The sequence below is a fragment of the Bacillus sp. BC05(2025) genome (genome assembly GCF_056725905.1).
On sequence record NZ_JBWYRA010000008.1, the window covers coordinates 29,667 to 42,473 of the forward strand.

Annotated in this window: 12 protein-coding genes; 1 reads left to right on the forward strand and 11 read right to left on the reverse strand. The window is 40.0% G+C overall.

Annotated elements, in window-relative coordinates:
* Positions 1 to 108 precede the first annotated feature (108 nt).
* From glpX to spo0F, 4 genes are all read right to left on the reverse strand, one after another.
* Positions 109 to 1,074 carry a class II fructose-bisphosphatase gene (glpX, locus tag ACZ76X_RS21530; RefSeq protein WP_000442336.1) on the reverse strand — a complete coding sequence of 322 codons (966 nt, stop codon included), beginning with the start codon at positions 1,072 to 1,074 and terminating at the stop codon, positions 109 to 111.
* A gap of 116 nt (positions 1,075 to 1,190) precedes the next feature.
* Positions 1,191 to 2,480: a UDP-N-acetylglucosamine 1-carboxyvinyltransferase gene (murA, locus tag ACZ76X_RS21535; RefSeq protein ID WP_098670893.1), complete on the reverse strand. Its 1,290-nt coding sequence runs from the start codon at positions 2,478 to 2,480 to the stop codon at positions 1,191 to 1,193.
* Between the two features lie 331 nt (positions 2,481 to 2,811).
* A complete protein-coding gene (locus ACZ76X_RS21540) occupies positions 2,812 to 3,669 on the reverse strand; it encodes a class II fructose-bisphosphate aldolase (protein ID WP_048528036.1) in 858 nt (285 codons plus the stop codon).
* Between the two features lie 210 nt (positions 3,670 to 3,879).
* Positions 3,880 to 4,248, reverse strand: a complete 369-nt coding sequence (gene spo0F, locus ACZ76X_RS21545) for a sporulation initiation phosphotransferase Spo0F (RefSeq protein ID WP_000398594.1) — start codon at positions 4,246 to 4,248, stop codon at positions 3,880 to 3,882.
* Between the two features lie 202 nt (positions 4,249 to 4,450).
* On the opposite strand from spo0F, the gene ACZ76X_RS21550 reads away from it, so the two are divergent.
* Entirely contained in the window at positions 4,451 to 4,975 is a 525-nt protein-coding gene (locus ACZ76X_RS21550; protein WP_479851640.1) for a DUF2529 domain-containing protein, read from the forward strand.
* 31 nt (positions 4,976 to 5,006) lie between these two features.
* Here the strand turns inward: ACZ76X_RS21550 and pyrG are convergent, their stop codons facing one another.
* The 7 genes from pyrG to ACZ76X_RS21585 form a co-directional block, all read right to left on the reverse strand.
* A complete protein-coding gene (gene pyrG, locus ACZ76X_RS21555; protein WP_479851641.1) occupies positions 5,007 to 6,614 on the reverse strand; it encodes a CTP synthase in 1,608 nt (535 codons plus the stop codon).
* Between the two features lie 257 nt (positions 6,615 to 6,871).
* Positions 6,872 to 7,402, reverse strand: coding sequence for a DNA-directed RNA polymerase subunit delta (rpoE, locus tag ACZ76X_RS21560; RefSeq protein WP_479851642.1), 531 nt, complete (start codon positions 7,400 to 7,402; stop codon positions 6,872 to 6,874).
* A 154-nt stretch (positions 7,403 to 7,556) separates the two neighbouring features.
* Positions 7,557 to 8,186: a TetR/AcrR family transcriptional regulator gene (locus ACZ76X_RS21565; protein ID WP_000238605.1), complete on the reverse strand. Its 630-nt coding sequence runs from the start codon at positions 8,184 to 8,186 to the stop codon at positions 7,557 to 7,559.
* Between the two features lie 65 nt (positions 8,187 to 8,251).
* Positions 8,252 to 9,391: an acyl-CoA dehydrogenase AcdA gene (gene acdA, locus ACZ76X_RS21570; protein ID WP_479851643.1), complete on the reverse strand. Its 1,140-nt coding sequence runs from the start codon at positions 9,389 to 9,391 to the stop codon at positions 8,252 to 8,254.
* A gap of 21 nt (positions 9,392 to 9,412) precedes the next feature.
* Positions 9,413 to 10,543: an acyl-CoA dehydrogenase gene (locus ACZ76X_RS21575; RefSeq protein WP_479851644.1), complete on the reverse strand. Its 1,131-nt coding sequence runs from the start codon at positions 10,541 to 10,543 to the stop codon at positions 9,413 to 9,415.
* A gap of 72 nt (positions 10,544 to 10,615) precedes the next feature.
* Positions 10,616 to 11,467 carry a 3-hydroxybutyryl-CoA dehydrogenase gene (locus ACZ76X_RS21580; RefSeq protein WP_071757850.1) on the reverse strand — a complete coding sequence of 284 codons (852 nt, stop codon included), beginning with the start codon at positions 11,465 to 11,467 and terminating at the stop codon, positions 10,616 to 10,618.
* 56 nt (positions 11,468 to 11,523) lie between these two features.
* The gene (locus ACZ76X_RS21585; protein ID WP_479851645.1) at positions 11,524 to 12,807 is read right to left on the reverse strand and encodes an acetyl-CoA C-acetyltransferase; all 1,284 of its coding nucleotides are present in this window, start codon (positions 12,805 to 12,807) and stop codon (positions 11,524 to 11,526) included.

The following is a 12,807-nucleotide window of genomic DNA, read 5'->3' on the forward strand; positions in this document are numbered from 1 at the left end:
CCAGCGGCTAGAATCTCCGGTCATTTCACTCTCTCACTCGAAGCAAAGAGCGCTTCAAGGTCGAGAGTTCCAAATAGCCTGCGATTCTGAACGAGCCGCTTGCACTTTTTATTTAATAACCAAGTTCGGTTTTTTATTCAAGCTGTGACGTCCGTCTACGAAGCGTACTGTGCCTGATTTTGCACGCATAACAAGGGATTGTGTTGTTCCTACGCTACCTTTAAATTGAACGCCGCGTAATAGTTCTCCGTCTGTTACGCCTGTTGCTGCGAAGATTGCATCGTCACCTTTTACTAAGTCCTCCATGCGAAGGATGCGGTTGATGTCTTCTATGCCCATCTTTTTGCAACGCGCCAATTCAGCTTCGTTTTGCGGTAATAGTTTCCCGTGAATCTCGCCGCCTAAACATTTTAATGCAACCGCTGCTAGTACACCCTCAGGCGCACCACCAGAGCCGAATAAAATATCTACACCTGTACGATCAAATGCAGTGTTAATTGCGCCAGCTACGTCTCCATCATTAATCAATTTAATACGAGCACCAGCTTTACGAATTTCTTCGATAATTGCTTGATGACGTGGACGGTTTAAAACTGTCGCTACAACATCTTCAATATCTTTGTTTTTCGCTTTCGCAACTGCACGTAAGTTATCGATGATAGGCGCATCAATATCGACCGCCCCAACTGCTTCTGGGCCAACCGCGATTTTATCCATGTACATGTCAGGAGCATGTAACAAATTACCGTGATCTGCAATTGCTATAACAGCAAGAGCATTCCATCCACCAGCTGCCACGATGTTTGTCCCTTCTAAAGGATCAACCGCAACGTCTACACGTGGACCATATCCTGTACCTAATTTTTCTCCGATATATAGCATTGGCGCTTCATCCATTTCACCTTCACCAATTACAACTGTCCCTTTCATCGGAATTGTATCAAATACATCACGCATAGCTGATGTTGCTGCACCGTCTGCCTCATCCTTTTTCCCGCGTCCCATCCAACGCGCTGATGATAAAGCTGCAGCCTCTGTTACACGTACTAACTCCATAGATAAACTTCTTTCCACGATAATCCCTCTCCTTTAAGTCTTTATATTTCTGCCGTATTTTGTGAACCGTGTTTTTCTATAAAGTGTACTTCCGCAAGTAGTGATGCTTCGCTTCCCCATCGCGGAAGTATCACTTATGCGTTCTTCATCTCTTCAATTTCTTGCTTCGTCATTTGTTCGCGCCAAATGTTCGCGCCAAGCCCTGTAAGCTTGTCTACTATATTTTCATAACCTCGATCGATATGCTCAAGTCCGGTTACTTCTGTAATTCCGTCCGCCATTAATCCTGCAATAACAAGGGCTGCTCCAGCTCGCAAATCACTTGCTTTCACTTTTGCACCTTGCAATAAAACTGGACCAGTTACAATTGCTGAACGACCTTCTACTTTAATTTGTGCATTCATACGACGTAATTCATCAATATGTTTAAAACGTGCACCATAAATTGTATCCGTTACAACACCCGTTCCATGCGCCTTTGTTAAAAGTGTTGTAAACGGCTGTTGTAAGTCTGTTGGGAATCCTGGATATACAAGCGTTTTTATATCAACTACTTTTAATCTTCTATTACCGTTCACTGTAATTTGGTCATCATTCGTTTCAACTTGGACACCAGCTTCTCTTAACTTTGCCGTAACTGACTCTAAATGCTGAGGAATAACATTATCAACTGTCACTTCTCCTCCTGACGCAGCACCTAAAATCATATACGTACCCGCCTCAATACGATCTGGAATAATTGTATGATGACAACCATGCAGAGAATCCACACCATCAATTCGGATTACATCTGTACCAGCACCTTTAATACGTGCTCCCATGCTAGTTAACAATGTAGCTACATCAATAATCTCTGGTTCTTTTGCTGCGTTTTCAATAACAGTTCTACCTTTCGCTCGCACAGCTGCTAGCATAATATTAATCGTAGCTCCTACACTAACAACATCTAAATATATACGAGCCCCGCGTAATTCATCTGCTCTTAAATAGATAGCACCTTGCTCATTCGTAACATGTGCACCTAACGCTTCAAACCCTTTAATATGTTGATCAATCGGCCTCGGTCCTAAATGACATCCACCTGGAAGCCCAATAACAGCTTTTTTAAAACGGCCAAGCATCGCACCCATTAAATAATAAGAAGCACGCAATTTTTTCACTTTTCCATTTGGTAAAGGCATTGCAACCATGTTAGAAGGATCAACTACCATTTCTTCCTCCTGTCCATAAGTTACCCTTCCTCCAATTTCCTCTAGTAAGTCTCCTAACATTTTCACGTCCGAAATATTAGGGACACCACCAATAGTTACTGGAGTATCAGCTAAAATTGTCGCTGGAATTAGTGCAACGGCGCTGTTCTTTGCACCACTCACGCGAATTGTTCCATTTAAAGCTCTTCCGCCTTCAATTAGCAATTTTTCCATATTGAGCTCCCTTCTTGTGAATGTATTTACTTTCTATATTTTTATAGAAAGCTCCCCTTAAGAATCTCAATCACACTTTCCACCCTAACACTCAATAAATAGGAAACCATTATCTTCATTTCTCCTGTAATACAAAAAGATAAAGATTAACTATTCATCGAATTTACTTTATCAACTTAGATACGTTATCACATTTATTAATAGGACTATGCACATTATTTTCTATTTCAAAAACAAAATGATAAAATCTTTAGATTTGTTCACGCTTTCATTATACAACGAAAGGAAACCGTCTAAAAGAGTAGACGGTTTCCAAAACGGAATTTTATTCTTACGCTTTACCGTTAGAACCGAATTCGCGCATTTTACCAATAACAGTTGCTTTGATAGCGTCGCGGCCAGGTCCGATAAATTTACGAGGATCGTAAACTTCTTGGTCTTTGTTTAATACTTCACGAACAGCTTTTGTAAACTCAATTTGGTTCTCAGTGTTTACGTTGATTTTTGAAGTACCTAAAGAGATAGCTTTTTCGATATCAGCAGTTGGGATACCAGTACCACCGTGTAATACTAAAGGTACGCCAGTGAAGTCACGAACTTGTTCCATTTCAGCGAATCCTAAGTTAGGCTCACCTTTGTAAGGACCGTGTACAGAACCTAAAGCTGGAGCTAGGCAATCAATACCTGTTGCTTCAACAAGGTGCTTACACTCTGCTGGGTCAGCGTAAATTACGCCTTCAGCGATTACGTCGTCTTCTTGTCCGCCAACTGTTCCAAGCTCAGCTTCAACAGATACGTTACGAGCGTGTGCGTATTCTACTACTTTTTTAGTAGTTTCTACGTTTTCTTCGAATGGGTGGTGAGAAGCGTCGATCATTACAGATGTGAAACCTGCATCGATTGCTTCTTTACATTTTTCGAAGCTTGAACCATGGTCAAGGTGAATCGCTACAGGAACAGTGATGTTCATTTCTTCGATTAAAGCTTTAACCATAGCTACAACTGTTTTGAAACCAGTCATATGACGAGCTGCACCCTCAGATACACCTAGGATTACAGGAGATTTTTCTTCTTCCGCAGCAGCTAAGATAGCTTGAGTCCACTCTAAGTTGTTCATGTTGAATTGACCAACTGCGTATTTTCCTTCTAGTGCTTTGTTTAGCATTTCTTTCATAGAAACTAAAGGCATGGTGAATCCTCCTAAAAAACGTTTTTTGTATCCGATAAGTTCTTATCGCTGGTAGTATGACCAGAATAAGGTAAAATATGTATATCTACATACCGGACTTTTTTCTACACTCAATAGGATAACAACTTGTACTCAAAAACTCAACCGTATTCACCTGCACAATAGTCCATGTAAACGCTTTTTTCCATATTTTTTATAAAAAATTCATTTTTACGCCTCTACAGCGAGCTCATTTCTCACAGCTTGACGAATTTCATCAATGTCAAATGGTTTAGCAAAGTGCATTAAAGCTCCTAAATCTTTTGCTTCTTGGATCATATCAAGCTCCCCATAAGCAGTCATTAAAATTACTTTAATACTCTCATCAATTTCTTTTACATGCTTTAAAATCTCTATACCATCCATACCTGGAATTTTCATATCTAACACAACTAAATCTGGATTATCTTTTTTCACGATATCTAAAGCTTGAAATCCATTCGCTGCTTGGAATGTCTGATAACCTTCTTTTTGGAACACTTCATGTAATAACACACGAATTCCATATTGATCATCAACGATTAAAATTTTCCCTTCCATAACTCCCAACCTTTCTGTGTAAGTACAAGATTTAAAGCTTCTTATATCTTAACGATTAATTTTCGCTATTCTTTACCAAATTCCTTCCTATTTCTTTCTTATTTTACCGTTTCCCATTTTGTTATGCCACCATTCAATTTCACCTTTCTAAAAAAATACACTATAATGAAAGCCGGTAAACATGTACGAAGGGAGTAACATTATGTTAAAAATTTTTTCAACTCAATTAAGTGGTTATTTCTCCAGAGTCTCTCAAAAAGAGGAAATGAATATAGAAGATAGCGCTCGTCTACTTGCTCAAGCATTAGTTGGCGAAGGTTTCATTTATTTACATGGTACAAATGAAATGGAGGGCGTTGTTGCTGAAGCGCTATTCGGTGCTGAACCAATGAAGCAAGCAAAACGATTATTTGAAAATGATAAAGAAGTAAAAGTAACTTCTGCAGATCGTGTACTTCTTATTAGCCGTTTTTCAACAGATGAAGAAGTTGTAGCAATAGCAAAAAAACTGCAAGCAGATGGACACTCTATTGTCGGCATCTCTGCTATTCAAGAAGGTACTGAATCACTAGAACAATATACAGACGTACATATTGATACAAAGCTGTTAAAAGGGCTTATTCCAGACGATGAAGGTGATCGCTACGGATTCCCAAGCTTAATGATAGCTTTATTCGCATATCACGGAATTAAATTTACAATCGATGAAATGTTAAATGAATATTAAAAAAAGCGCCCTATTTCAGGCGCTTTTTTTATTACTTGCTCTCTTTATTCGTAATAGACGCTTTTACGAAGTCATGGAACAATGGTTGTGGACGGTTTGGACGAGAAACTAGTTCTGGGTGGAACTGTGCTGCCACGAACCAAGGGTGATCTTTTAATTCAATGATTTCAACTAGACGGCCATCTGGGCTTGTACCAGAGAATACAAATCCTTCTTTTTCCATATCCGGACGGAATTGATTGTTGAACTCATAACGATGACGATGACGCTCATATACAACCGGCTCATTGTAAGCATTGTATGCATTTGTTTCTTCAGCAAGCTTACATGGGTATAGACCAAGACGAAGTGTACCACCTAAGTCTTCTACATCTTTTTGTTCTGGTAATAGGTCGATGATTGCGTAAGGTGTGTCAGGATTAATTTCAGAAGAGTTAGCTCCTTCTAATCCTAATACGTTACGTGCGAATTCGATTGATGCAAGTTGCATACCTAAGCAAATTCCTAGGAATGGAACTTTGTTTTCACGAGCATATTGAATTGCAACGATTTTACCTTCTACACCACGATCGCCGAAGCCACCTGGTACAAGGATACCATCTGTGTCTCCTACTAATTCTTGTACGTTCTCTGGTGTTACGTGCTCAGCATTTACCCATTTCACTTCTACATCTGTATCGAAAGAGTAACCTGCATGACGAAGTGCTTCTACAACAGAAATGTATGCATCTTGAAGCTCTACGTATTTACCAACAAGAGCGATTTTTGTTTTCTTAGAAAGGTTACGCACTTTTTCAACTAGCGCAGTCCACTCTGTCATATCTGCAGCTGGATTGTCTAATTTTAAGTGATCGCAAACGATTTGGTCCATATTTTGCTCTTGAAGAGATAATGGAACTGCATATAAAGTATCTGCATCGCGTGCTTCGATAACCGCTTTTGTATCAATGTCACAGAATAATGCAAGCTTGTCTTTCATATCTTGAGAAACAGGCATTTCTGTACGAACAACGATAATATTTGGTTGAATACCTAAGCTGCGAAGCTCTTTAACGCTATGTTGCGTTGGTTTTGTTTTCATTTCACCCGCTGCTTTTAAGTACGGGATTAACGTACAGTGAATGTACATTACATTGTCACGACCGATGTCGCTCTTAATTTGACGGATTGCTTCTAAGAATGGTAGAGACTCGATGTCACCAACAGTTCCACCAATTTCTGTAATAACAACATCCGCGTTTGTTTCGCGACCAGAACGGTATACGCGTTCTTTAATTTCGTTAGTAATGTGAGGAATAACTTGAACTGTTCCTCCTAGGTATTCACCACGACGCTCTTTTTGAAGAACTGAAGAGTAAATTTTACCTGTTGTTACGTTGCTGTATTTGTTTAAGTTGATGTCGATGAAACGCTCATAGTGACCAAGGTCTAAGTCAGTTTCTGCACCATCATCTGTTACGAATACCTCACCGTGTTGGTATGGGCTCATAGTCCCTGGGTCTACGTTAATGTATGGATCAAACTTTTGAATCGTTACGTTTAAACCACGATTTTTTAAAAGTCTTCCAAGAGATGCTGCTGTAATACCTTTTCCTAAAGACGATACTACACCGCCTGTTACAAAAATATACTTAGTCATGAAAAAGCTCCCTTCTACTTTGCTGTTATATAATCACCGTTGCAAAGCGCAACGTATGTAGATAACACTGTATCCATCTTATTGTTAGACTCTTTTTATTTTCTAAACAAAAAACAAAAAAGAAAATTGCTCCCCTCATCACAAAAAGTAATAAGTAGGGAGCAATTTTCTTTTATATTTACACTTTAAAAGTATTATCGTCCTTTTTTAAAGAGCCCAAAAATGATTCTACATGGACGATAATGAAAAGTCAAGAACTACAGTTCTTCCTCTTCTTCTTCTTCAGTTTCATCATACTCAAGTTCTTCTTCGGCGAAGTCGTCATCATCTTCATCTAAATCATCAAGATCATCGTCATCTCCGTCTTCATCTTCAAGAACCTTGTCCAAATCTTCTACATCATCTTCTTCATCTTCAGTTATGTCTGCATCGTCGAAGTCTTCATCTTCTTCAATGTAGTCGTCAAAACCGTCTTCTTCAACTTTACGTTTCTTCTTCGGTTTTGGTTGAGGCAAGATTTCTTCATCAATTTGCTCGTATGGGTACCAGCTACGTAATCCCCAACGATTTTCTCCTAAATTAATGAAACGTCCATCGATGTTTAAGTCTGTATAAAATTGTGCGATTTTCGCATTAACTTGCTCTTGAGATAGTCCCAGCACTTGAGCGATTTCTTGAACCAACTCGTTGAATGTCGTTGCTTGTTTTTTATCCCCTAAAACGCTATGTACAACTTCAATCATTGAACATTCTTTTAGCTCTTCTGGTGAATATTGCTTAAAATCCACTTATGCGGCACTTCCTTTCATCAAATATAACCTTATATATAACGGCCTGCTTAAAAAAATCCATACTATTCATTATAAACAAAAGTCGCACAAATATGCTACAAAAAAAACGGGAAACTTTTATAGGGTAATAAATTTATAATTTGTCCATTCCTTATTTCGGAAGCATATGAGCCCCTTGCAATACATACCTAATTTGCATTTCTGTATATTCTTCGAGCGTATATAGCTTTTGCAACGCCCAACGTCTAAATCCCCACATCTGTCCTTGTATAAAAATATTATGAGCAAGAAGCTGTATTTCTTTTTTATTTAATGTAAATGTTCCATTTTCCGTACACTGTTCTAAAATATTCTCAAACATTCCTACCATTTGAAACTCCTTTTCTAATACATACGGGAGTGATTCTTTCGGTAAAAAGCGTACCTCTTGATACATTATTAATACTTCTTCCTGCAATTCGTCCATCACTTTAAAATAATTCGTTATTGCTATCTTTAAACTTTCTACACTTCCTTTTTCTGTACAAACTACTTCCTCTAATCTTTCTTTTACATGTTCATAAATACTATCACAAACTAAATACAAAACATCATCTTTTGTACGAATGTATTCATAAAGCGTTCCAATACTAAATCCAGCTGCCTTTGCGATTTCTCTCGTTGTTGTACGCGGAAATCCTTTTTGCTTAAACAATTGCACTGCACCTTTAATCATTTGTTCACGTCTTAACGCGACTAATTTTTCATCTTTCACTGATGCATGCACATTATGTTTAACCATCCCCTTCACCTCTCTATTATTTTTTTGGAAGGAAAAAGCGTAGGAAAATACCTACGCCTTTCATCCTACTTCGTTAACATACGAGAAATTACGAGCCTTTGAATCTCTTGTGTTCCTTCATATATCTGTGTAATCTTTGCATCTCGCATATAACGCTCTACTGGATAATCTTTCGTATAACCGTAACCACCAAATACTTGTACCGCTTCAGTCGTCACCTTCATCGCTGCATCGCCTGCAAATACTTTTGACATTGCTGACTCTTTCCCATACGGAAGCCCTTCCGATTCCAGCCAAGCCGCCTGGTATGTTAGAAGGCGCGCCGCCTCCACATCCGTTGCCATATCTGCAAGTTTAAAGCCAATCCCTTGCTGCGCCGCAATCGGCTTCCCAAACTGATGACGCTCTCTTGCATATTCTACGGAAGCATCTAAAGCCCCTTGTGCAATACCAACCGCTTGCGCCGCAATACCATTACGGCCACCATCTAATGTTTGCATCGCTATCTTAAACCCTTGTCCTTCTTTCCCTAGTAAATTCTCTACAGGGATGCGGCAATCTTCGAACATAATTTCAGTTGTTGGTGAAGAGCGAATCCCTAACTTACTCTCCTTCTTCCCAACTGAGAATCCTGGTGTATCACTTTCCACTATAAATGCACTCGTGCCACGCTGCTTCGATTCAGGATCAGTTAACGCAAAGACAACATAAATATCAGCAATACCACCATTAGTGATAAATATTTTTGATCCATTTAATACATAATGGTCTCCATCTCTTTTAGCAATCGTCTTCATTCCACCAGCATCCGATCCAGATCCCGGCTCCGTTAAGCCGTACGCGCCAATTTTCTTCCCTTCAGCCATCGGTCTTAAAAATGTTTGCTTTTGCTCTTCTGTTCCAAATTTAAAAATGGGCCAACCAGCAAGCGAAGTGTGCGCAGACAATGTTACACCTGTAGAAGCACATACGCGCGATAATTCTTCAATAGCAATTACATACGCTAAGTAATCGCTTCCAATTCCGCCGTATTCTTCAGGCCACGGAATACCAGTTAAGCCAAGCTCGGCCATTTGATCAAATATTGCACGATCAAATCTCTCTTCTTCATCACGCTCAGCTGCCGTCGGTGCTACTTCGTTCTTAGCAAAGTCTCGAACCATTTTTCTTATCATTTCATGTTCTTCTGATAGTTTAAAATGCATGCCCGTCTCCCCCTTGTGCTTTTATAAAGCTCGGCTAATAACAAGTTTCTGTATTTCGCTCGTTCCTTCATATATTTGCGTGATTTTTGCATCACGGAAAAATCTTTCTACTGGATAGTCCTTCGTATAACCGTATCCACCAAATACTTGCACCGCTTCAATCGCAACTTCAACAGCTGTTTTAGAAGCGAATAATTTCGCAATAGATGCTTCTTTACCGCATGGTAGTCCTTGTGCCCTTAATGATGCCGCTCTATATACGAGTAATCGCGCCGCTTCTACACTAGTAGCCATATCGGCAAGTTTGAAGCCAATCCCTTGCTGCGCCGCAATTGGCTTTCCGAATTGCTCACGTTCTTTCGCATAATCAATTGCACATGCAAGCGCCGCTTCAGCAATTCCTAGTGCTTGCGCTCCAATTCCAATTCGTCCAACATCTAAATTCGCCATCGCTACCTTAAATCCTTGTCCTTCTTCACCAAGTAAATTCTCAGCCGGCACTTTCATATCCTCGAACGTAAGTTGTACCGTACGAGAACCGAGAAGTCCCATTTTATGCTCATCTTTGCCAATAATTAAGCCTGGTGTATCTTTCTCTACTATAAATGCAGAAATCCCACTTTTTCCTGCCTCTGGATTTGTAGAAGCGAATACAATGTATGTACTTGCTTCACCGCCATTTGTAATAAATACTTTCGATCCATTAATAATGTAGTGATCGTCTTTCTTTACAGCTCTTGATTTCAAACTCCCTGCATCTGATCCTGCATTGGGTTCTGTTAATGCAAATGCGCCTAAATATTCACCAGTCGCAAGTTTAGAAACATATTTTTCTTTCTGTTCTTCTGTTCCAAAATATAAAATTGGGTTCATCCCAACTGACGTATGTACAGCTAAAATTACACCAACTGTTGCGCTTACCTTTGAAATTTCTTCGATCGCTAAAATGTAAGAGATAAAATCCATTTCTGAACCGCCGTATTTTGCAGGCGCTGGAATTCCCATTAATCCAAGCTCACCCATCTTCTGCAAAATCTCTTTTGGGAACACCCCCTGTTCCATACTAGGAACAAAGGGAGCTATTTCCTTCTGCGCAAAATCTCGAACCATTTTCCTCATCATCTGTTGCTCTTCATTAAAACGAAAGTTCATATACTCCGCCTCCATTTGCTATATATCCTTTTAACAATTTGGTAAGACCACTGTTTTGTAACAAAGGGGAATTTATTCGTAAACGTAGAAACCACGACCTGTTTTACGTCCTAACCATCCTGCATTTACGTACTTGCGTAGCAATGGACATGGACGATATTTACTATCACCTAAGCCTTCATGCAACACTTCCATAATGTATAAACATGTATCTAAACCGATAAAATCAGCGAGCGTTAAAGGGCCCATCGGGTGATTCATACCGAGTTTCATTACTTCATCAATCGCTTCTTTCGTCGCTACACCTTCATATAACGTGTAAATTGCTTCGTTAATCATCGGTAATAAAATGCGGTTCGATACAAACCCTGGGAAATCATTTACTTCAACTGGTACTTTCCCAATTTTCTTCGTAATATCTTCAATCGTTTCATATACTGCATCATCTGTAGCCAATCCACGAATAATTTCAACAAGCTTCATAACCGGAACGGGGTTCATAAAATGCATACCGATTACCTTTTCCGGGCGCTTCGTTACCGCTGCAATTTCGGTAATTGGCAGAGATGACGTATTCGTCGCTAAAATTGCGTGTTCTGGAGCGATTTCATCTAGATTCGCAAAGATTTTCTTTTTAATATCCATTTTCTCAACAGCTGCTTCAATAATAAGGTCTGCTTCCTTCACACAATCTAAATCAAGCGTTACTGTAAGACGGTTTAATGTCGCTTCCTTTTCTTCTTCCTTCATGCGCCCCTTTTCTACTTGGCGCGCTAAGTTTTTCGTAATGATAGCCAACCCTCTATCTAATTGCTCCTGTTTTAAATCTTGTACCTTCACATCGTATCCTGCCATTGCACATACTTGTGCAATTCCTGATCCCATTTGTCCTGCACCAATTACAACAATTTTTTGTACACTCATTTCTTCTTCCCCCTTAATATAATTCTGTAATAAATGAATCGTTTTCTCGCCGTAAATTAATGAACCTCAATCATCACTGCATCGCCTTGACCGCCACCACTACAAATCGAAGCAATTCCAATTCCGCCGCCGCGTTGCTTAAGTGCATGGATTAATGTAACGATAATGCGCGCTCCACTTGCTCCAATTGGGTGTCCCATCGCTACTGCTCCGCCGTTTACATTCAATTTTTCTGGGTCAATTCCCGCGATCTCTGTACTTGCAATTGCTACCGCTGCAAATGCTTCATTAATCTCAAATAAATCGATGTCTTCAATTGTCTTTCCTGTTTTTTCTAACAATGCGTTAATTGCATACCCTGGCGTTCTCGGGAAATCTTTAGATTCCACTGCAATTGCTGTATGCGCCAAAATTGTCGCTAATGGCTTTCTTCCTTCTTGTTTCGCTCTGTCTTCGCTCATTAATACAAGTGCAGCACCACCATCGTTTAGGCCTGGCGCATTACCAGCTGTCACCGTCGCCGTTTTATCAAATACAGGTTTTAATTTTGCTAACTTTTCAATCGTTGTATCCGCGCGCGGTGCTTCATCCTTTGCAACGACAATCGGATCACCTTTTCTTTGCGGAATCGTTACTGGCACGATTTCCTCTTCGAAACGTCCTTCTTTATGCGCTGACACTGCACGTTGATGGCTACGATATGCCCATTCATCTTGTGCTTCGCGAGAGATTCCATCTTCTTTCGCAACTTCTCCGCCATAAACACCCATGTGTATACCTGAAAATGCGCATGTTAAACCGTCAGCAACATTTAAGTCGATAACCTCGCTGTTGCCCATTCTGTATCCCCATCTTGCTCCGCGTAAAATGTAAGGACTGTTACTCATCGACTCCATACCGCCAGCTACAATCAATGATTGATCGCCAGTACGAATAATTTGATCCGCTAATGTAACCGCACGCAGTCCTGATGCACAAACTTTATTCACTGTTTCCGTCTGCACTTCCCAAGGGATTCCAGCAGCCCTCGCAGCTTGGCGCGATGGAATTTGTCCCTGGCCGCCTTGAATAACCGTGCCAAATATAACTTCCTCAACATCACTAGCAGAAACGTTCGCTCTTTCAAGCGCTGCTTTAATTGCAATTCCTCCAAGCTCTGTTGCTTTTACATCTTTTAAAGATCCTCCAAATTTCCCAACCGGTGTTCTTGCAGCACTTAAAATAACTGTTTTACTCATGTTTCTTTCCCCCATTTCTTTTTTTAGAACCGAGCGCTCGCTCGGCATTGTTACGCTGAGAAGAGGTGCAATGATTGCACCTCTCTCTAAAGTTGTATTCAT

Coding starts and splice junctions, on each gene's coding strand:
- spo0F (WP_000398594.1), bottom strand. CDS start 4,248: ATGGAAGGGAAAATTTTAATCGTTGATGATCAATATGGAATTCGTGTG.
- ACZ76X_RS21575 (WP_479851644.1), bottom strand. CDS start 10,543: ATGAACTTTCGTTTTAATGAAGAGCAACAGATGATGAGGAAAATGGTT.
- murA (WP_098670893.1), bottom strand. CDS start 2,480: ATGGAAAAATTGCTAATTGAAGGCGGAAGAGCTTTAAATGGAACAATT.
- ACZ76X_RS21550 (WP_479851640.1), top strand. CDS start 4,451: ATGTTAAAAATTTTTTCAACTCAATTAAGTGGTTATTTCTCCAGAGTC.
- ACZ76X_RS21565 (WP_000238605.1), bottom strand. CDS start 8,186: ATGGTTAAACATAATGTGCATGCATCAGTGAAAGATGAAAAATTAGTC.
- ACZ76X_RS21580 (WP_071757850.1), bottom strand. CDS start 11,467: ATGAGTGTACAAAAAATTGTTGTAATTGGTGCAGGACAAATGGGATCA.
- acdA (WP_479851643.1), bottom strand. CDS start 9,391: ATGCATTTTAAACTATCAGAAGAACATGAAATGATAAGAAAAATGGTT.
- ACZ76X_RS21585 (WP_479851645.1), bottom strand. CDS start 12,807: ATGAATACAACTTTAGAGAGAGGTGCAATCATTGCACCTCTTCTCAGC.
- ACZ76X_RS21540 (WP_048528036.1), bottom strand. CDS start 3,669: ATGCCTTTAGTTTCTATGAAAGAAATGCTAAACAAAGCACTAGAAGGA.
- pyrG (WP_479851641.1), bottom strand. CDS start 6,614: ATGACTAAGTATATTTTTGTAACAGGCGGTGTAGTATCGTCTTTAGGA.